Below are 20,471 nucleotides of genomic sequence, written 5' to 3' on the forward strand. Positions count from 1 at the left end.
GCCTACTGCGCGTCCAGCGCCAGATAACGGCGCGTCTGCACGATCTCTTCCCGCTCCTTGAAGCTGGTGAGCTGATCGGCCAGCGCGCTGCTGTCGCCGGTCTGCTTGATCGCCGCGAGCGTGGCCTGCATGGCGTGGATGGCGGCGCGTTGCAGGTCCGACGGAATGATCGCCAGGCGGTAGCCCATGGCCGCCAGGTCGGCCAGCGGCGTGAGCGGCGTCTTGCCGCCGTAAAACATATTGATGAGCTTCAGGCCGGGCAGGCGCTCGGCGATGGCGCGGATCTGCTCCAGCGTCTCGGGCGCTTCCACGAAGATCATGTCCGCCCCCGCCTTCAGGTAGCGCTCGGCACGCGATAGCGCGGCCTCGAAACCCTCGACCGCGATGGCGTCGGTACGCGCGATCACCAGCGCGTCGGGGTCGCTCAGGGTCTGGCGCGCGATGTGCACTTTGCGGCACATTTCCTCGGCATCCACCAGGCTCTTGTCGTCCAGATGGCCGCAGCGCTTGGGAAAGGACTGGTCTTCGATGTGGAAGGCCGCCACGCCCGCGCGTTCCATGATGCGCACCGTGCGCTCCACATTGGCCGAACCGCCGAAGCCGGTGTCGGCGTCGGCCACCACCGGCAGGCCGCTGGCGTCCACGATCTTCTCCACGCGGTCCATGACCTCGGTAAAGCTGAGCAGGCCGATGTCCGGATAGCCGGCCGCGCGCGCGATGGCGCCGCCGCTGGCGTAGACGGCGGAAAAGCCCGCGGCCGCCACCAGCCGCGCCGACATGCCGTCATAGGCGCCGGGCGCCACGACGATGTCGTGGGCCAGGTGCTGGCGCAACAGGGTGCTGGGTTTGATGAGGGCAGTCATGTGGATTCCTTTGCGGATGTCGTCGATGTACGCATGATCGGCGCGTCGCAATAGAATGTCCAATATATGGAAAATTGATAATCAATACTTTTAGAGTACAGATATGGAACTGCGCCATCTGCGTTACTTCGTCGCCACCGCCGAGGCCCAGCACTTCACGCGCGCGGCGGAACAGCTGGGCATGGCGCAGCCGCCGCTGTCGCAGCAGATCCGCCAGCTGGAGCAGGAAGTCGGCACGCCGCTATTCGACCGTATGGGGCGCGGCGTCGCGCTGAACGACGCCGGCCGCGCCTTCCTGGTTTGCGCGCAGGACATCCTGCAACGCGCCCAGGCCGCCGTGCTGACCGCGCAGCGCGCCGCGCGCGGCGAAGTCGGCGAGCTCACCTTGGGGTTCACGGAATCCGCGTCCTTCAGCGGCGTGGTGACGGAACTGATACGACAGTACCGGCAGCAGTATCCGGACGTGGAGATGACGCTGTCGCAAGGCGACAGCGAAACGCTGGTGGCGCAGCTGCGCAGCGGCGCCATCGACGCGGCCTTTGTGCGTCCACCCTTTGCGCTGGATGGCGGCCTGGCATTCACGCAACTGGCGGAAGAACCGCTGGTGGTGGCCTTGCCGCTAGGCCACCCGCTGGCGCGGCGCAAGCGGCTCGCGCCCGCCGATCTGGAGCAGGAGCGCTTCATCCTGTATTCGCGCAAGTCCGGCTATGGGCTCAGCGCCGACATCATGGCGGCCTGCCGCCAACATGGGCTGAATCCGCAGATCGGCCAGCGCGCGCCGCAACTGTCGTCAGCGGTGAACCTGGTCGCCGCCGGCATGGGCGTGGCCATCGTGCCGGAATCGCTGCGCCATCTGCGGCCCGACGGCGTGGTGTACCGCCCCTTCGCGCTGGACTGGCCGCGCGCGGTGCTGGGCCTGGCCGTGCGCGAGCAGGGCGCGGGTGGACGCGTGCGCAATCTGCTGGCCTTGGCCGGCGACTGAGGACCTTGCCCCCGCGCCCGCCGACGAATCGAGACCGGACTCAGCCTTCGTGCGACTCGTGCACGGCGACCGCTCCGCGCTTCCAGTAGCTGGCGGCGCGGATGCGGCTCTTGTCGATGCCGTGCTGCGCCACCATGATTTCCCGCAAGGCCTTGGCGGCGGCGGATTCCGCGGCGACCCAGGCATAGCCTTCGCCCGGCGGCAGTTTCAGTTCGCGCGCCGCTTCCAGCAGCAGAGTGCTGTAGCCCGGCGCGGTGCCGTTGCGATGCAGCCAGCGCACGGAAGCCTGGGCCTGGGTAGGCAGCGAAATCTCGTTGGAGGCCTGCGGCACTTCGATCAGCACCAGCGCCTGCGCGGTGGCCGGCAATTCTTCCAGGCGGCGGGCAATGGCGGGCAAGGCGGTTTCGTCGCCGATCAGCACGTGCCAGTCAAAGCCCTTGGGCACGACGAAAGAACCGCGCGGGCCGCCTATGCCCAGTTGCTGGCCGGGTTCGGCCTGTTCCGCCCAGGTGGACGCGGGACCGTCGCCATGCAGCACGAAATCGATGTCCAGCTCCCTGCGCGCCGTGTCGAAACGGCGCGGCGTGTAATCGCGCGCGGCGGGCTTGGGCGCGTCCTCGGGGAACTTGATGCCGTCCGAGGTTACGACCGGCAGCGCCGGCGGCAAGGACGGATCGGCGGGAAAGAACAGCTTCACGTGGTCGTCGAACGAGGCGGACACGAAGTCCTGCAGGTCGTCGCCGGTGAAAGTGACGCGGGCCAGCAGGCCGGCAATGCGCTCGACGCTGGCCACGGTCAGCGTGCGCATCTTCAGGTCGTGGCGGACGCGTTCGACATTCAGGTCGTTGCGGGTCATGGATACTCCAGGAAAAGAATCGGAATCAGGAACAGCTCGGGTCCGTGATTTCCGCGGTGGCGCGGGCCAGGATGGCCGCGATGCGCCGTTGTTCTTGGGGCGAGGCGTCGGTGCGGTCCAGCAGCGCGCGCTTGAGCGCCTGGCGCGCGGCCACGAATTCCGGCAGCCAACCCGTAGCGGTGTCTTCGCCTTCCGGGCCGACGGTGCGCGGCTGGCCGCTCCAGGCCTGGCGCATCCAGTCCATCTTGCGCGCCACGTGCTTGAGCTTGTTGAACATCAGCGCAAGGCGCTCGCGGTTGCCGTCCAGGTGCGCGCGGCCCGGCTCGGCCAAGTGATAGCGCTTCTTCGCGCCCTCTTGCTCGACGGTGGCGTAGCCCAACTCTTCCAGATAGGTCAGCGCGGGATAGACCATGCCGGGGCTGGGCGTGTAGAAGCCGTTGCTGAGCGCGCCCAGCGCCTTGATCAGTTCGTAGCCATGGCTGGGATTTTTTTCCAGCAGGCCCAGCAGCATCAGCTGCAGGTCGTCGGCGCTGACTTTGCGGCTGCGGGTCCAGCCGCGCCCGTCGTCGCCGAAACCGCCGCCGAAGCCGCCACCCTCGCCGCGCTCGTCGGCCGGACCGGAGAACCAGTCGCCGCCCGCGCCAGCGTGGCGCTGATGGTGGCCATGGCCCTCACCGTGGTGGCGATGGTGCGCATGGGAATGATGGGGATGGGAATGATCGTGGCGGCCCTCCGGCTTCTGGCGGGCACGGCGCACGAATGCGGTAAGGAATTGGGCATCACGCATGGTTTACCTCCGGTGTCTATCGCAAGATCTATATCTTACGACATATATCTTACGATATACCTGCGATAGTCCGGCCGTCAAGCGCGACGTTCGATCACCCCTGCAGCGATGCCTCCCACGATGAGGGCCATGCCCGCCAGCAGCGAGGCGCTGACCGGCTCATGCAGGAGCACGGCCGAGCACAGCAGGCCGAACACGGGCACTCCCAACAGTCCGATCGAAGTCACGCCCGCCGGCAATGCACGATTTACATTTACGGCAGCCCAGTGCGCCACCGCGATGCCGAACACGCCGGCATAACCCAGCAGCCACGCCAGGTCCGCGCTCCACGCCGCTTGCGGCGGACCTTCGGCGCCATAGGCCACGGCCGACAGCAGGACCGAAGCCAACAGGGCCTGCCACAGCGCGAGTTCGAACGGCGGCGTGACCCAGCGGTGGGCGCGCACGTAGACGATGTTGGCCGCCCAGCACAGCGCCGCCAGCAGGATCAGGCCGTTGCCCAACAAGGCATCGCGATTCGTCCAGTCGAAGGCCAGCGGATTGAAGATCACGACCAAACCCAGCAGGCCCAGGGCCAGTCCCGCGCGCCGCGCGCGGCCCACGGACTCTCCCAGGAACAGCCAGGCTCCCGGGATCACCCACAACGGCGTGGTGTAGGCCAGCACGGCCGAGCGGCCCGCCGGCACGTACTGCATGCCCAGGCTGACCAGCGCGGCGAAGGCGCCCATATGCAGCAGCCCCACGCTGAGGATCACGGGAAGGTCGGCCTTGACCGGGCAGGCCACGCGGCGCAGCGCCAGGCCCAGCACTAGCAACGCGACCGTGCCCACCATCGTGCGCGCGGCAGCCGCCCAGATGGGCGTCATGTAGTGCAGCAGCTGCTTGTTGACGATCCAGGTGAGGCCCCAGGCCAGCACCACCACGCCCAAAAGCAGCAAGGCGTGGCGGCGGGAAAGCGTGGCGGTGGACATGAGCGGCGGAGACGTCCGCGAGGACGTGGCAATAGGAAGCAGATCCGACTATAGGAGCCGCCCGCCGCGGCGCCGTAGACCCACGCCGCGCCTATTCCCTGGTGCCACGGGCGGGCCTGGATCTGGCGCTTGCGCGGCCCCCAAGCCAGCGCTCGAAATCCGCCGCCTTCGGTTCGTCCGGCGCCGGCGCATAGACCACCAGCCGCAGATGCCGGCTCTCGTCCACCGACAAGGTGGAATGCTCGAACGCCAACTCGCCCAGGGACGGCAAACAAAGGCTGCGCAGGCCCGTGCAGGCTCCATGCACATCGTGTTCGCGCCACCAGGCTTTGAAGTCCGGCGACACGCATTCCAGCTCGTCGACCAGTTCGGCTACATCCGGCGCCTGGCCCGCGCTGGCGAAATCGCGGCGGAAGGTAGACAGCATGGCGGGCGCTTGCGCCGGCCAGTCCACGAACAGTTCGCGCATCGCCGGGTCGGCGAACAGCATCCACAGCAGGTTCCTGCGGCCCTCCGCCTGCGCCGAAAAATTGAACACGCGGTCCGCGGCCGCGTTCCACACCACCACGTCCCAGCGCAGGTTGAGGATATAGGCGGGACGCGCCGGCAGATCGTCCATCAGGCGGCGGACCTGCGCAGGTACTGTGCACCAGGTGCGGCCCGGTTCCGATGGCGGACGCTGGTGCGCCAGCAGGTACAAGTGGCGACGCTCGGCGGCGTCCAGCTGCAACACGCGCGCCAGGTTTTCCAGGAACCCGGCCGACACGCTGATGTTGCGGCCTTGTTCGAACCAGGTGTACCAGGCCAAGCCCACGCCGGCCAGCGCGGCGACTTCCTCGCGACGCAATCCCGGTGTGCGCCGGCGGCCTCCCGCAGGCAGCCCGACTGCGGCGGGACTGAGCCGTTCGCGGCGCAGCCGCAGGAACTCGGACAGATCCGCGCGGGTGCGCGCCAGGCGCTTCGGGGCTTCGGTAGCGGTCATGAGTCTATTGCACCCAGTAATAGCATAAGTAGCTAAATTGTATAAGGCTAAAAGCCTCTCCAGAATAGCGCCCAATCTTGTTTCGATGGCGCTTTCCATGACTTCCTCCACACTCCCCTGCCCCGGCCTGCAAGCTGCTCCGCAACCCGCCATGGGCCGCCTGGGCCTGGCCGTGCTGCTGTCGGGCGGCTTCATCACGATCTTCGATCTGTTCGTGGTGAACGTCGCCATCCCCAGCATGCAGTCCACCCTGTCCGCCAGCTTCGCGCAGATCAGCTTCATCATCGCCGCCTACGAACTGGCCTACGGCGTGCTGCTGATCGCCGGCAGCCGGCTGGGCGACCGCCACGGCCGGCGGCGCCTGTTCATGCTGGGCATGGCGGGGTTCGCGCTGGCCTCGGCGCTGTGCGGCGTTGCCCCCACGGCCGACACACTGATCGCCGCGCGCGTCCTGCAAGGCATGGCGGCGGCCATGCTGTTTCCGCAGGTCTACGCGCTGATCCGCGTCAGCTATCAGGGCCACGAGCGGCGGCGCGCCTTCGGCCTGCTGGGCATGACGCTGGGACTGGCGGCCATCGCGGGACAAGTGCTGGGCGGCTGGATCGTGCACGCCGACCTGTTCGGCCTGGCCTGGCGCAGCATCTTCCTGCTCAACGTGCCGCTGGGCCTGCTGGCATGGCGGCTGGCCCGCCACATTCCGGAATCGCGCGAGCCTTCGGGCGCGCACATGGACTGGCCTGGCGCGGCGCTGGTGGGCACGGGACTGGCCCTGCTGTTGCTGGCGCTGATCGAAGGTCCGACGCGGCACTGGCCCGCGTGGACGCTGGCTTGCGGCGTGGCGGCGGTCGCCGCGCTGGCGCTGTTCGTGCGCATGCAGCGCCGCATCGCGGCCCGCGGCGGCGCGCCGCTGGTCGACATGGCCTTGCTGGCGCAGCCGCGCTTCGCGGCGGGCTGCCTGCTGGTGATGTTGGTGTATTCCACCACCAGCGCGATGTTTCTTTGCTACGCGTTGCTGGTGCAGACAGGCTTCGGGCTGGACGCGCTGACGGCGGGCCTGATCTTCGCGCCCGCCAGCTTGGGCTTCGTGGCGGGATCGATGTGGGCGCCGCGGCTGGTCGCACGTTTCGGCACGCGCGCCATCGCCTTGGCCGCTTTGCTGTATGGCGGCGCCACGGCGACCTTGATGCTGCAGGTCGGCGCGGCCGGCGCCAGCCTCGCGCCGTGGTCGCTATTGCCGGCGCTGGTGTGGTTGGGCGCGGCGCAAGGCGCCGTCAACACGCCGTTGGTGAACCTGGCATTGGGCCTGGTGGAAGACCGCCATGCCGGCATGGCGGCGGGCGTCGTATCGACCTTGCAGCAGGTGGGCGCGGCGCTGGGCGTGTCGGCGGCGGGGATGCTGTTTGTCGGCACGCTGGACGCCTATGCCGATGCCGGCGAGGCCGAAAGCCATGCGCGGGCCTTCGCCAGCGCCCTGCAGTTCAACGTCGCGGCGATACTGATCGCGGTGGCCCTGCTGTGGTGGCTAGGGCGCCCCGCACGCGACGCTGGATCAGGCCAGTATCCCCGCTGAACTCAGACCGCCGAAGCCAGCGGCACGCCCGGCTGGCTGGCCGAGCGCGTGCCCGGCAGCGGATGACAGGACTGCGGATGATAGGTGTGCACCAGCGACAGCTTCACACGGTCGCTGCTGTTGCCCTGGGCCGCGTGCAGGGTGCGGCAATGGAAGAACACCACATCGCCTGCCTGCAATTCCGGACAGACCGCGCGCGCGATCCATTCGGCGTTCTGGGGCGCGTCGTCCCGGAAGAACTTCTGCGGGTCGAACTGTTCAGGCGCGAAGGCGGCAGCGTGCGAACCTGGGATGAACGACAGGCCGCCGTTGGCACGGGTTTCCGGGCCCAGCGCCAGCCAGGTGGAAACCAGATCCGTATCGGAAAACGACCAGTAGCGGATGTCCTGATGCCACCCCGTCAGGCTGCCGTAGGCCGGGCGCTTGGTCATCACGCAGTTGTGGTGCACGGTGGACAGCACCGGCGTTTCACCGAAGTAGCGTCCCAGCCACTGGCCGATGCGGGCATCGGTGGCCCATTGCGCGAACAAGGGATCGCGGGCGTAGGCGCTCAGCAGGCGGCGCACGGTCTGCCCGCCTTCGGCGGCGCGCGACTCGGGCGCGCCGGGATAGCGCAGGTCGGCTTCGTATTCGATGGGCGCGATGTGTTCGCGCAAATGGCGTTCGGCGACGGCGCGCAGCGCCGCCACCTGTTCCGGGCTGGCGAACTGGCGCGCCACCACGAAGCCCTGCTCGCGCAGGACGGCTATCTGATCATCAGGCAACAACATGGCATTCAGGTTGCAGGGGGTTGGGCGGGAGGATTGATGCGGGCGGCATCGCGTTCCTGTACCTCATGGTGCACCCATTCGCGCCACACCGCCACCAGCAGGGCCATCAGCACGGGACCTACGAACAGCCCGACGATGCCCATGGTTTTCACGCCACCCACCAAGCCGAAGAAGGTCGGCAGGAAAGGCAGCTTGACCGGCCCGCCCACCAGCCGCGGGCGCAAGGTCTTGTCGACGATGAAGAGTTCCACGCTGCCCCAGACCATCAGGGCGATGCCCGCCACCAAGTGGCCCGAGCCCACCAGATACAGCGACACCAAGGTGAACGACAGCGGCGCGCCGCCGGGTATCAGCGCCATGAAGCCCGTGACCACGCCCAGCAGCACCGGCGACGGCACGCCCGCCACCCAGTAGGCGATGCCCAGCACCAGGCCTTCGCCCAAGGCAATCAGGCCCATGCCGGTGACGGTGGAGTTGATGGTGGCCGGCACCACGCGCGAAAAACGCTGCCAGCGCGCAGGCAGGATACGTTCGCCCAGCACGTCCAGCTGGGCCACCATGCGGATGCCGTCCTTGTAGACGAAGAACAGCGTGATCAGCATGAACAGCACGGTCAGCAGCAGCTGGAACACATTGCCCGTGGCCGCCAGCACCATGCGGTAGATATTGCCCAGATGCTCGCCGCTGACGGCCTCGACCAGGGCGCCCAGCGCATGCGGCTGGCCGATGTAGGCTTCCCAGTACTGGCCCAGGCGCTCGCCCACTACCGGCATGGAGGTGATCCAGTTGGGCACGTCCACGCCATGACGGTTGGCCGCGATGGCCCAGGCGAAGAAGGTGCTGGCTTCCTTGATGGCGTAGGACAGCGCCAGCGACATCGGCACGATCAGCACCACGATCACCACCAGCAGCGCCAGCGAGGCGGCCAGCGCGGTGCGGCCGCCACAGCGGGCGACCAGGCGTTGATACAGGGGCCAGCTGGCCAGGCCGATGATGAGTGCGGCGAGCGCGGGGACCAGGAAACCGCTAAGGAAGTACACCCCCGCCAGCAGCACGAGCAACAAAAGCCAACGGGCGATCAGGTAAGCGGGTAGTACAGGCTGCATGGAGCGGATCGACAGTAAGGGCGTTGTAGGCTTTGACTGTCGGACTATACAGACGTTTCATGCAAATCGAGGGACACAAGGCCTGTATTTACTACGGGGTTTCCCGTGTCGCCCTGGGCGGAGGGCGGATCCGCCCTCCGTGCCAGACGCTTACAGGGCGTATTCGGCAGCCTCTTCGCGCGCGCTGCGGCGGCGCGGCGGCAGGTATTCCTCCAGCGCCGGCCTGGGCGCGGTGGACGCCAGGGTGTTCGCCTGGCTGACCTGGCGCGCGTAGACGCCGCAGCTGGCGGCAGCCGGATCGGTCTCGTCGCGGCCGCTCAAGAGCGGGCAGCTGGCGAACAATTCGGCGGTCCAGTCGGCAAAGGCGCGCACCTTGGGCGACAACTGGCGGCTTTGCGGGTACAGCACCGAGATCGCCGTGGGGCTGGGCTTCCACTGCGGCAGCACTTCGATGAGCTCGCCCGTTTGCAGGTGCGGCAGGGCCATATAGCGGGCGGTCTGGATCAGGCCAAAGCCCTTCAGCCCGCAATCCAGGTAGGCGCCGGCCTCGTTCACCGACACCACGCCCTTCATTTCCACTTCCTGGTGCTTGCCGTCGACCCTGAAGTCCCAGGCGCAATTGCGGCCGGTACGGCTGGAAAAATAGTGCACGGCGTGATGGTCGCGCAGCTCGTCGATGGTCTGCGGCAGGCCGTGGCGCGCCACATAGGTGGGGGATGCGCAGGTCACGGTCTGCAGCGTGCCGATACGGCGCGCGACCAGGCTGGAATCTTCCAGGTCGCCGGCGCGGATCACGCAATCCACGGCCTCCTGCACCATGTCGACCGGACGGTCGCCCAAGCCCAGCACCAGCTCCACGTCAGGGTATTTGTCGTGGAAATCACACAATGAGGGAATCAGGATCAGCCGTCCGATGCAGGTCGGCACGTCGATGCGCAGCCTGCCCTTCAGACGCAGGGCCGCTTCCTGGAAGCAGGCCTCGGTTTCCTCGACGTCCGCCAGGATGCGCACGCAGTGCTGGTAATAGCCGGCGCCGTCGGGCGTCAGGCCGATACGGCGCGTGGTTCGGTTGAGCAGACGCACGCCCAAAAGGCGTTCGAGGTTCTGGATGATGGTGGTGACGGTGGTGCGCGGCAGCGAGAGGCTGTCGGCCGCCCGCGTGAAGCTGTTGGCGTCGACGACGCGCACAAACACCTGCATAGCCTGAAAACGGTCCATGGCGACGGTGTCCTTTTGGGAAATAGTCGGTGTGGACGGAGCATAACCCGTTTTCGGCGTTGATTAGTCGACCTTGACGACTAGTGTTGCCGAAACATACGGGTTTATCCGCCCCCCTAAACCGCTCAGAATGCAAACCATCTTGAAGTGCCCTTGCCGCCAGGCGCCGTCAAAGGGCATGCCTACCCTCAGATTCCGGTAACCGCAAAGACCCGCCCAACCAGGCGCCTTTGCCTGAAATGCGCAGCCGCATTACATGTTGCATCGCAGCATTTTCACCGGATCCTGAGGACAGGCCTGTCCAGACCGCCACAGCCGCCCCCCGCCCCAGGCTCACCCAGGCAAGCGCGCTTTCGCCCCATCATCTCTCAAGGAAACACCATGGTTTCGCGCAATCGTATTGCTGTGCTCGCCGTCTTTGCAGCCGTCATCGCCGCCGGCGGCGGTTACGCCCTGTTCCGTGCTCCCGCCGGCGCCAACGCCGCCCAGGCGCAGACCGCCCCCGCCGCGCCCCCGGTCGAGGTAGCCGAGGTGCTGAACAAGACCATCGTGGATTGGCAGCGCTACTCCGGCCGCCTGGAAGCCATCGACCGCGTCGACATCCGTCCCCTGGTGTCGGGCACCCTCACCGCCGTGCATTTCCAGGACGGCAGCATCGTCAAGAAGGGCGACGTACTCTTCACCATCGATCCGCGCCCCTATGCCGCCGAAGTGGACCGCGCCGCCGCCGCGCTGACCGCCGCGAAGGCCCGCGCCTCGTACACCGCCACCGAACTGGCCCGCGGCCAGCGCCTGCTGACCGATAACGCCATCGCCCGCCGCGATTTCGAGGAAAAGCAGAACGCCGCGCGCGAAGCCGCCGCCAATCTCCAGGGCGCGCAAGCCGCGCTGGACTATGCCAAGCTGAACCTCGGCTACACCCGCATCGAAGCCCCCGTGGCCGGCCGCGTGTCGCGCGCCGAGGTCACCGTGGGCAACGTGGTGGCAGCCGGCGCCGCGTCGGTGCCGCTGACCCGGCTGGTGTCGGTCTCCAAGATGTACGCCTCGTTCGACGTGGACGAGCAGACCTTCCTGCGCTACGTGAACCCCGCGCGCGGCGGCCGCAGCGGCGCCGTGCCGGTGGAACTCGGCCTGGCCAACGAGGAAGGCTATTCGCGCACCGGCGTCGTGCAGTCCGTGGACAACCGCCTGGACACCACCTCCGGCACGATCCGCGTACGGGCCGAATTCGACAACGCCGACGGCATGCTGCTGCCCGGCCTGTATGCCCGCGTCCGCCTGGGCGGCAGCGACCCGCGCCAGGCCGTGCTGATCGACGAAAAAGCCATCGGCACCGACCAGGACAAGCGCTACGTGCTGGTGCTGGACGACAAGAACCACGCCGTCTACCGCCAGATCAAGCTGGGCGCCAACCAGGAAGGCCTGCGCGTGGTCGATTCGGGCCTTGCCGCCGGCGAACGCATCGTCGTCAACGGTCTGCAGCGCATCCGTCCCGGCGATGCCGTGACCCCCACCGTCGTCCCCATGGTTGCGGCCCAACGCAACCCGGTCAAGACCGCCTCGGCCACGCTGAACTGAGCCGGCGCGTCTAACGAGAACGTTCATGAATATCTCGAAATTCTTCATCGACCGGCCGATCTTCGCCGGCGTGCTGTCGGTCCTGGTGCTGCTGGCAGGCCTTCTGGCCATGTTCCAGCTGCCCATCTCCGAATACCCGGAAGTGGTGCCGCCGTCCGTGGTCGTGCGCGCGCAGTACCCGGGCGCCAACCCCAAGGTCATCGCCGAAACCGTGGCCTCGCCGCTGGAGGAATCCATCAACGGCGTCGAGGACATGCTGTACATGCAGTCGCAAGCCAATAGCGACGGCAACCTGACGCTGACGGTGAACTTCAAGCTGGGCGTGGATCCGGACAAGGCCCAGCAGCTGGTGCAGAACCGCGTGTCGCAGGCGCTGCCGCGCCTGCCGCCGGACGTGCAGCGCCTGGGCGTGACCACGGCCAAGAGCTCGCCCACGCTGACGCTGGTGGTGCACCTGATCTCGCCCAATGACCGCTACGACATCACCTATCTGCGCAACTACGCCATCCTGAACGTCAAGGACCGGCTGGCCCGCATCACGGGCGTGGGCGAAGTGACGGTGTGGGGCTCGGGCAACTATTCCATGCGCGTCTGGCTGGACCCGCAAAAGGTCGCCCAGCGCGGCCTGACCGCCACCGAGGTCGTCAACGCCATCCGCGAGCAGAACGTGCAGGTCGCCGCCGGCGTCATCGGCGCGTCCCCGACGCTGGGCGACGTGCCGCTGCAGCTGAACGTCAATGCGCGCGGCCGCCTGCAAAGCGAAGAGGAATTCCGCGACATCATCCTGAAGACCTCGCCCGACGGCGCCGTGACCTATCTGTCGGACGTGGCCCGCGTGGAACTGGACGCGCAGGAATACGGCTTGCGCTCGCTGCTGGACAACAAGCAGGCCGTCGGCATGGGCATCATGCAGTCGCCCGGCGCCAACGCGCTGGACGTGTCCAGCCAGGTGCGCGCCGCCATGGCCGAACTGGAGCAGGACTTCCCGCCCGGCGTGGAATACCGCATCGAATACGACCCCACGCAATTCGTGCGCGCCAGCATCGAAGCCGTGGTGACCACGCTGCTGGAAGCAATCGCTCTGGTGGTGTTGGTGGTGATCCTGTTCCTGCAGACCTGGCGCGCGTCGATCATCCCGCTGCTGGCGGTGCCGGTGTCCATCGTGGGTACCTTCGCGCTGCTGCTGATGTTCGGCTATTCCATCAACGCGCTCTCGCTGTTCGGCATGGTGCTGGCCATCGGCATCGTGGTGGACGACGCCATCGTGGTGGTGGAAAACGTGGAGCGCAACATCGCGGCGGGCTTGAGTCCGCGCGACGCGACCTACCGCGCCATGCGCGAAGTCAGCGGCCCCATCATCGCCATCGCGCTGACCCTGTGCGCGGTGTTCGTGCCGCTGGCCTTCATGACGGGCCTGACCGGCCAGTTCTACAAGCAGTTCGCCATGACCATCGCCATCTCGACGGTGATCTCGGCCTTCAACTCGCTGACCCTGTCGCCCGCGCTGTCGGCCATCCTGCTCAAGAGCCATCACGACAAGCCTGACTGGCTGACCCGTGGCATGAACCGCGTCTTCGGCCGCTTCTTCAACTGGTTCAACAATATGTTCGGCCGCGCGTCCGAGTCCTACGGCACGGGCGTGGCCAGCGTGATCCGCCGCAAGGCCGGCGCCATGGGCGTGTACGCCGTGCTGGTGGCCGCCACCATCGGCGTCTCCTACCTGGTGCCTGGCGGCTTCGTGCCCGCGCAGGACAAGCAGTACCTGATCGCCTTCACGCAGCTGCCCAACGGCGCCTCGCTGGACCGCACCGAAGCGGTGATCCGCCGCATGAGCGACATCGCCCTGAAGGAACCCGGCGTGCAGAGCACCATCGCCTTCCCCGGCCTGTCGATCAACGGCTTCACCAACAGCTCCAGCGCCGGCATCGTGTTCGTCACGCTCAAGCCTTTCAAGGAACGCAAAGGCGCGGCGCTGTCGGGCGACGCCATCGCGGGCTCGCTCAACCAGAAGTTCGCGGCCATCCAGGACTCGTTCATCGCCGTGTTCCCGCCCCCGCCCGTGATGGGCCTGGGCACGCTGGGCGGTTTCAAGTTCCAGATCGAGGACCGTGGCGCCGCCGGCTACGCCGAACTGGACAAGGCCAAGCAAGCCTTCCTGGAAAAGGCGCGCCAGACGCCGGAGCTGGGCCCCGCCTTCTCCAGCTACGAGATCAACGTGCCGCAGCTGGACGTGGACCTGGACCGCGTCAAGGCCAAGCAGCTGGGCGTGCCGGTGACGGAAGTGTTCGACACCATGCAGATCTACCTGGGCTCGATGTACGTCAACGACTTCAACCGTTTCGGCCGCGTCTTCCAGGTGCGGGCGCAAGCCGACGCGCAATTCCGCGCGCACGCCGACGACATCCTGCAACTGAAAACCCGCAACGCCGCCGGCGAAATGGTGCCGCTGTCCTCGCTGGTCACGGTCAACCAGACCTTCGGTCCGGAAATGGTGGTGCGCTACAACGGCTACACCGCCGCCGACATCAACGGCGGTCCGGCGCCCGGCTATTCGTCCGACCAGGCCCAGGCCGCGGCCGAGCGCGTGGCCGCCGAGACCCTGCCGCGCGGCATGAAGATGGAATGGACCGACCTGACCTACCAGCAGATCCTGGCGGGCAACGCCGGCCTGTGGGTGTTCCCGATCAGCGTGCTGCTGGTGTTCCTGGTGCTGGCCGCCCTGTACGAAAGCCTGACCCTGCCGCTGGCCGTGATCCTGATCGTGCCGATGAGCATCCTGGCCGCGTTGACGGGCGTCTACCTGACCGGCAACGACAACAACATCTTCACGCAGATCGGCTTGATGGTGCTGGTGGGGCTGTCGGCGAAGAACGCGATCCTGATCGTGGAATTCGCCCGCGAACTGGAAATGAACGGCCGCAGCCCGCTGGAAGCCGCCATCGAGGCCAGCCGCCTGCGCCTGCGCCCCATCCTGATGACGTCCATCGCGTTCATCATGGGCGTGGTACCGCTGGTGCTGTCCTCGGGCGCAGGCTCTGAAATGCGCCAGGCCATGGGTATCGCCGTGTTCTTCGGCATGCTGGGCGTGACCCTGTTCGGCCTGTTCCTGACCCCGGTGTTCTACGTGCTGCTGCGCACGCTGGGCGGCAAGAAGCTGCACTCCGCCGCGCAGCACGAAGCCCCGGTCTGCGTGCCGCACCTGGACCCGAACGCACCGCCCTCCACGCAGCACCAGACCTGAGCCGGCAGACCAGAAGAAGCATAGTCAGCGCCTCCCGCCCCCGCGGCGGGAGGCGCCCACAAGAGAATAGTCATCATGATCAAAAGACTGACCCGCGGTTCCGCCCTGCTTGCCGTCCTGCTCGTGCTAGCCGGCTGCGCGGTGGGCCCGACCTACGAACGGCCCTCGGCCGCGGTGCCCGCGGCCTTCAAGGAAGCCGCCCTGCCCGCCTCCGAAGCCGGCACCTGGAAGACCGCCGAGCCGTCGGAAGACGCGCTGCGCGGCGCCTGGTGGAAGGTATTCGGCGACGAAGGCCTGAACCAGTTGCAGGAAGAAGCCCAGCAGGCCAACCAGAACCTGCAGGCCGCCGCCGCCCGCCTGACCCAGTCGCGCGCGCTGCAACGCGAAGCCCGCGCCGGCTTCTTCCCCAACCTGGACGCCGCCTTCGGCCCCAACCGCCAGCGCCCCTCGGCCGTGTCGCAAGGCTTGCCGGACGGCACCTCGACCAGCCCGGTCACCACCTGGCGGGCACAAGGCGCCGTGTCCTACGAAGCCGACCTGTTCGGCCGCGTCGCCTCCACCTACGACGCCGCCAGCGCCGACGCCCAGCAAAGCGAAGCGCTCTACCGCTCCGTGCTGCTGGCCCTGCAGGCCGACGTCGCCACCACCTACTTCCTGGTGCGCGAACAGGACGCCGAATCGCAGCTCTACCGCCAGACGGTCAAGCTGCGCACCGACACCCTGCAACTGATCCAGCGCCGCTACGACGCCGGCGACATCAGCGAACTCGACCTGGCCCGCGCCAAGGCCGAACTCGCCAGCGCACAATCTGAAGCCCTGGGCATCGACCGCCGCCGCGCCGCCTCCGAACACGCCCTGGCCGTGCTGCTGGGCCGCGCCCCCGCGGACTTCGCCATGCCCCCGCAGCCGATCCAGAAGGTCGCGCTATCGATCCCGGCCGGCCTGCCGTCCACCCTGCTGGAACGCCGCCCCGACATCGCCGCCGCCGAACGCGCCATGGCCGCCGCCAACGCCCGCGTGGGCGCGGCCAAGTCCGCCTTCTTCCCGCGCCTGGACATCACCGGCGCCTTCGGCTACGAGTCCTCGGACCTGGGCAACCTGTTCCAGTGGTCCAGCCGCACCTTCCTGCTAGGCCCGCTGGTCGGCGCCGCGCTCTCCATGCCCATCTTCGACGGCGGCCGCCGCCAGGCCGGCCTGGACCGCGCCCGCGCCGTCTACGAAGAGGACGTCGCCGTCTACCGCCAGACCGTGCTGAACGCGTTCCGCGAAGTGGAAGACAACCTGGCCAACCTGCGCATCCTGGCCGACCAGACCAAAGCGCAAGACGCCGCCGTCGACGCCGCCGCCCGCGCCGCAAAACTCTCGCACACGCAATACCGCGAAGGCTCCATCAGCTTCCTCGACGTGATCGAAGCCGACCGCAGCGTGCTGCTGCAACAGCGCGTCTCGGTACAACTGAACGGCGAGCAAGCCCGCTCCGCCGTAGGCCTGATCCGCGCCATCGGCGGCGGCTGGGAGAACCCGGTGCCGCCGGAGACGGTGGCGGCCAAGTAAAGAGCAAGGCCCGCAAGGGCAAGGGCAAAACAAAAGCGACGGCAACGGCAACCGCAGACAACCACAACCGCGAAAGCAAGCCAAAGCGTATGCCCCAAAAGGCCGCCCGCGCGGCCTTTTGGGGCGGGCCCCGCAAGACACGCCAACACCCACTATCCTTGGCCAGAACGCCAAGCACACTGACCGGCCCAGCACCCGTGAAGATTCAACCAGCAGAGCCTGTCGCGTCGGTGGCCTGCGGGGCGCGGGGCGTCGATAAGCCCAACGGAATCCGAAGGAGCCGCCGCAGGCGGTGACGAGGATGAGGCAGGGGCAGTCCGGAGCGAACGCTCCGGACCGCAATCGTTGCCCCGCGCCCCGCAGGCCGCCGACGCGACAGGCGTCATAAGAACTCGACAGGCGTCATAAGAACTCGACAGGCGTCACAAGAACTCGACAGGCGCCATAGAAACGCAACAGGCGCCACAAGAACGCAACGAACGCTTCAAGAGCCCACACGCCCCCACAACCCCCTCACCCCCCACGCTCCATATACCGACGAGCCATCTGATACCCAGCAAACACATAAAACCCATTGCTATTAAGCACCAGCCAAGCCCCCAACCCCGCCAGCAAAGCCACCACAGGCCCGACAGCCCGCACATCCCCCTGCGTCCAGGCAATCACCCCCAGAAACCCAACAGCGATCAACCCCAAGGCCAGCCGCTTCAGCACCACCAGCCCGAACGCGTGCCCGCCCATGAACGCCACCACGCCGATAGCCAACGCCAAAGCCGTCGCCGCGCAAACCAGCACCAGCGCAAACGCCGCCAGCGCCGGCCCAGCCACGCGCAGCAACAGACTCAGCACGCCTATCCCCACGCCCAACCCGCCCGTCATCACCAGCACCGCCAACACCAGCGGCGACCACATCCCCGGCGGCGCGCGACGCGCATCCATATCCGCCACGAAGCGATGCATCGCCGCCGATATGGCTGGCCCGTCCTGCTGCGGCAACGCCGCCTCCAGCTTGCGGCACTGCGCGATCAACGCATTCAGCCCCGCTCGCGGCGCGTCCATCAAGACCTCGCCGCGCCAGGCGCATGTTCCGCCACCGTGTTCCGCAACGCCGCCATCGCCTCCTCCACCGCAATCGGCCTGAACGCGTCCTCGCGCCAGTACATCGCCACCGACCCGAAACCCGACAGCCGCACCGGAATGATCCGCATCGCCCGCATCTGCGAAAACCGCAGCGCCGCCCGATGCGAAGCCACGCCGATCATGTCGCTGTTGTTGATCAGCGTGAGATTGATGGTCACCGAATTGGATTCGACATGGTCTGGCGGCGGCGCCTGCCCCGCCGCAGCCAGCGCCGCGTCCACCGCGTTGCGGATAGGCGTGCCCTTGGGCCACAGGATCCAGCGGTAGGACAGGAGATCCGGCCAGGACGGCTGCTCGATCGCGAATAGAGGATGGCGCGGCCGCGCCACCAGGTGTATGGGTTCCAGGTACAAGGCCTCGAACCGGATGGCCGGGTCGTGATGCTCAGGCGCGGAACGCCCCACCACAATGTCCAGGTCGCCCTGCGCCAACTGCGCCAGCAGCAGATCGGTCGTACCCTCCACCAGTTTCACCCGCGCCTGCGGCATGCGTTCCAGCAGCTTCATCACCGCCAGCGGCACCGTGTCCGACGCCGACGCGCCCGATGCGCCTATCACCACCCGGCCGCCGCCGCCCTCGCGCAGCGCCGCCATGTCCGCGCTGGCGCGGTCCAGCTGCGCTTCCACCCGCTGGGCATGCGTGATCAGCACGTCGCCATGCGGCGTGGGCCGCAAGCCGCGCGCGTGCCGTTCGAACAGCGGCAGCCCGATATCGTCTTCCAGATCCTTCAGCCACTTGGACAAACCCGGCTGCGTCGTGTTGAGCATCGCAGCCGAATGGCTGATGTTGCGGGTCTGGGCCAGGCTCAGCAGCATTTTCAGATTGCGCAGGCGCAATCGGTGGGTCCAGTCCATGCAGGCCCTCGTCTCGTCTATGTATATTCTTATTGATATGGATAATAAGATAATTTCATTTCAAAACACATAGCTCCTTACGCATAATCGTCTCCACATCAGGACCAGCCGCGAACCTAGCGGCGGCCACGCGAAGCCGGCGCCAGCCGGACATTCCGGAGACAAGCATGCCCGACGGCCACACCCCCGGCGCCGACCGCGCCGCCTATTACGCACGCATCGCCAGAAAGCACATGGCCCCCCTCTGGGAGTCGTTGCACAACCTGGTGCCGCGCGAGCCCGCGCCGCGTTGCGTCCCCGCCATCTGGAAGTACGAGGACGTGCGCGACGACGTCATGGCGTCCGGCTCGTTGATCACGGCGGAAGAAGCCGTGCGGCGCGTGCTCATCCTGGAGAATCCCGGCCTGCCCGGCCAGGCCAGCATCACCCAGAGCCTGTATGCCGGCCTGCAGCTGATCCTGCCTGGCGAGATCGCACCCAGCCACCGCCACACGCAGTCAGCGCTGCGCTTCATCGTCGAAGGCCGCGGCGCCTATACCGCGGTCAACGGCGAGCGCACCACCATGCACCCCGGCGACTTCATCATCACGCCGTCCTGGACCTGGCATGACCATGGCAACGCCGAGACCGCCGAAGGCGGCGAACCCGTCGTGTGGCTGGACGGCCTGGACATCCCGCTGCTGCGTTTCCTGGATGCGGGCTTCGCCGAAAACTATCCCTCGGCCACGCAGCCCGTGACCCGCCCCGAGGGCGACAGCATGGCGCGCTACGGCCACAACATGGCGCCCGTGCGCCATCAGACCGCCAGCGGCACCTCGCCCATCTTCAACTACCCCTACGAGCGCAGCCGCGAAGCGCTGGACCAGCTCTACCGCCATGGCGAACTGGACCCCTGGGACGGCGTGAAGCTGCGCTACCTGAATCCGGCCACCGGCGGCTATCCCATGCCGACCATGGCGACCTTCATGCAATTCCTGCCGGCCGGCTTCCAGGGCAAGACGTACCGCAGCACCGACTCCACCGTCTACAGCGTGGTCGAGGGCCGCGGCACCGCCCGCATCGGCGACCAGGAATTCCATTTCGGCCCACGCGACGTCTTCGTTGCCCCATCCTGGCAGCCCGTGCAGCTGGCCGCGCTGGACGACGCCACCCTGTTCAGCTATTCCGACCGCCCGGTGCAGGACGCGCTGGGCGTGTGGCGCGAAGCGCGCGTCGGCTGAAGCCGGCGCTCTCCTTCTTCTTCCGTTTCAGGCCGGGGCCATGCCAGGCTCCGCCCCGCATTCATCAAAGGTGACCCATGTCTTTCGTCTTCGATCCCGCCGCCCCCGTCGCCGTGCCTGTCGCTGGCAGCCAGGACAGCTTCCCCGTGCGCCGCGTCTATTGCGTCGGCCGCAACTATGCCGCCCACGCCCGCGAAATGGGCTTCGACCCGGACCGCGAACCGCCGTTCTTCTTCTGCAAGCCGGCCGATGCCGTGGTGCCGGTGGCCGAAGGCAGCACGCTGTCGCTGCCCTATCCTTCCGAGACCGCCAATCTGCACTATGAGATCGAACTGGTCGCCGCCATCGGCAAGGGCGGCGCCAACATCCCCGTTGAACAAGCGCTGCAACACGTATGGGGCTATGCCGTGGGCCTGGACATGACCCGTCGCGACCTGCAGATGAAGATGCGCGAAGCCGGCAGGCCCTGGGAACTGGGCAAGGCCTTTGACCTGAGCGCCCCCATCGGACCCTTGTATCCCGCCGCTACGGTCAATGGCATCGACCAGGCCGCCATCTGGTTGCAGGTCAATGGCACCGACAAGCAGCGTAGCGACATCGGCAAGCTGATCTGGTCCGTCGCCGAGACCGTCGCCTACCTGTCCAAGTACTTCCGCCTGGAAGCCGGCGACCTGATCTACACCGGCACGCCCGAAGGCGTGGGTCCGGTGGTGCGCGGCGACAAGATGGTCGGCGGCGTGGACGGCCTGGGCACGCTCAGCGTGCAGATGGTGTGAACC

At 67.4% G+C, this 20,471-nt stretch carries 17 protein-coding genes; 7 read left to right on the forward strand and 10 right to left on the reverse strand.

The genetic code is table 11. The features are described 5' to 3' along the window. Positions 1-2: 2 nt before the first annotated feature. Entirely contained in the window at positions 3-863 is an 861-nt protein-coding gene (locus AXYL_RS29090; RefSeq protein WP_013396469.1) for an isocitrate lyase/PEP mutase family protein, read from the reverse strand. A 103-nt stretch (positions 864-966) separates the two neighbouring features. Here AXYL_RS29090 and AXYL_RS29095 point away from each other — a divergent pair, with 103 nt between their 5' ends. After that, positions 967-1,845, forward strand: a complete 879-nt coding sequence (locus tag AXYL_RS29095; protein ID WP_013396470.1) for a LysR family transcriptional regulator — start codon at positions 967-969, stop codon at positions 1,843-1,845. Between the two features lie 40 nt (positions 1,846-1,885). On the opposite strand, the gene AXYL_RS29100 is transcribed toward AXYL_RS29095, so the two are convergent. From AXYL_RS29100 to AXYL_RS29115, 4 genes are all read right to left on the reverse strand, one after another. Continuing rightward, a complete protein-coding gene (locus AXYL_RS29100; RefSeq protein WP_013396471.1) occupies positions 1,886-2,701 on the reverse strand; it encodes a siderophore-interacting protein in 816 nt (271 codons plus the stop codon). Between the two features lie 25 nt (positions 2,702-2,726). Next, positions 2,727-3,488, reverse strand: coding sequence for a PadR family transcriptional regulator (locus tag AXYL_RS34490; protein ID WP_013396472.1), 762 nt, complete (start codon positions 3,486-3,488; stop codon positions 2,727-2,729). Positions 3,489-3,565: 77 nt separating this feature from the next. Then, a complete protein-coding gene (locus AXYL_RS29110) occupies positions 3,566-4,459 on the reverse strand; it encodes a DMT family transporter (RefSeq protein WP_013396473.1) in 894 nt (297 codons plus the stop codon). A gap of 91 nt (positions 4,460-4,550) precedes the next feature. Then, on the reverse strand, positions 4,551-5,441 hold the full coding sequence (locus AXYL_RS29115) for a helix-turn-helix transcriptional regulator (RefSeq protein ID WP_013396474.1): 891 nt from the start codon (positions 5,439-5,441) through the stop codon (positions 4,551-4,553). 97 nt (positions 5,442-5,538) lie between these two features. Here AXYL_RS29115 and AXYL_RS29120 point away from each other — a divergent pair, with 97 nt between their 5' ends. Then, positions 5,539-7,011, forward strand: coding sequence for an MFS transporter (locus tag AXYL_RS29120; protein ID WP_049797873.1), 1,473 nt, complete (start codon positions 5,539-5,541; stop codon positions 7,009-7,011). A 2-nt stretch (positions 7,012-7,013) separates the two neighbouring features. Here AXYL_RS29120 and AXYL_RS29125 read toward each other — a convergent pair whose 3' ends face one another. The 3 genes from AXYL_RS29125 to AXYL_RS29135 form a co-directional block, all read right to left on the reverse strand. Then, the gene (locus tag AXYL_RS29125) at positions 7,014-7,781 is read right to left on the reverse strand and encodes a phytanoyl-CoA dioxygenase family protein (RefSeq protein WP_013396476.1); all 768 of its coding nucleotides are present in this window, start codon (positions 7,779-7,781) and stop codon (positions 7,014-7,016) included. 5 nt (positions 7,782-7,786) lie between these two features. After that, a complete protein-coding gene (locus AXYL_RS29130; protein WP_013396477.1) occupies positions 7,787-8,887 on the reverse strand; it encodes an AI-2E family transporter in 1,101 nt (366 codons plus the stop codon). A 150-nt stretch (positions 8,888-9,037) separates the two neighbouring features. After that, complete coding sequence (locus AXYL_RS29135) at positions 9,038-10,105, reverse strand: LysR family transcriptional regulator (RefSeq protein WP_013396478.1); 1,068 nt, start codon at positions 10,103-10,105, stop codon at positions 9,038-9,040. Positions 10,106-10,486: 381 nt separating this feature from the next. Between AXYL_RS29135 and AXYL_RS29140 the strand changes: the two genes are divergently transcribed. The 3 genes from AXYL_RS29140 (at position 10,487) to AXYL_RS29150 (ending at position 16,478) form a co-directional block, all read left to right on the forward strand. Further along, positions 10,487-11,683, forward strand: a complete 1,197-nt coding sequence (locus AXYL_RS29140) for an efflux RND transporter periplasmic adaptor subunit (protein WP_013396479.1) — start codon at positions 10,487-10,489, stop codon at positions 11,681-11,683. 25 nt (positions 11,684-11,708) lie between these two features. Then, on the forward strand, positions 11,709-14,924 hold the full coding sequence (locus AXYL_RS29145) for an efflux RND transporter permease subunit (protein WP_013396480.1): 3,216 nt from the start codon (positions 11,709-11,711) through the stop codon (positions 14,922-14,924). Positions 14,925-14,999: 75 nt separating this feature from the next. Next, positions 15,000-16,478, forward strand: a complete 1,479-nt coding sequence (locus AXYL_RS29150) for an efflux transporter outer membrane subunit (protein WP_013396481.1) — start codon at positions 15,000-15,002, stop codon at positions 16,476-16,478. 513 nt (positions 16,479-16,991) lie between these two features. Here the strand turns inward: AXYL_RS29150 and AXYL_RS29155 are convergent. Both AXYL_RS29155 and AXYL_RS29160 read right to left on the reverse strand, forming a co-directional pair. Continuing rightward, positions 16,992-17,537: a hypothetical protein gene (locus AXYL_RS29155; RefSeq protein WP_013396482.1), complete on the reverse strand. Its 546-nt coding sequence runs from the start codon at positions 17,535-17,537 to the stop codon at positions 16,992-16,994. Further along, positions 17,537-18,472, reverse strand: a complete 936-nt coding sequence (locus AXYL_RS29160) for a LysR substrate-binding domain-containing protein (protein ID WP_013396483.1) — start codon at positions 18,470-18,472, stop codon at positions 17,537-17,539. The genes AXYL_RS29155 and AXYL_RS29160 overlap by 1 nt, the downstream gene beginning before the upstream one ends. A 167-nt stretch (positions 18,473-18,639) precedes the next feature. On the opposite strand from AXYL_RS29160, the gene gtdA reads away from it, so the two are divergent. Together gtdA and AXYL_RS29170 are read left to right on the forward strand one after the other, a co-directional pair. Next, positions 18,640-19,692, forward strand: a complete 1,053-nt coding sequence (gtdA, locus tag AXYL_RS29165; protein ID WP_013396484.1) for a gentisate 1,2-dioxygenase — start codon at positions 18,640-18,642, stop codon at positions 19,690-19,692. Between the two features lie 77 nt (positions 19,693-19,769). After that, positions 19,770-20,468, forward strand: a complete 699-nt coding sequence (locus AXYL_RS29170) for a fumarylacetoacetate hydrolase family protein (RefSeq protein WP_013396485.1) — start codon at positions 19,770-19,772, stop codon at positions 20,466-20,468. The last annotated feature ends 3 nt before the right edge of the window (positions 20,469-20,471 follow it).

This window comes from Achromobacter xylosoxidans A8, assembly GCF_000165835.1.
Lineage (GTDB): Bacteria > Pseudomonadota > Gammaproteobacteria > Burkholderiales > Burkholderiaceae_B > Achromobacter > Achromobacter xylosoxidans_B.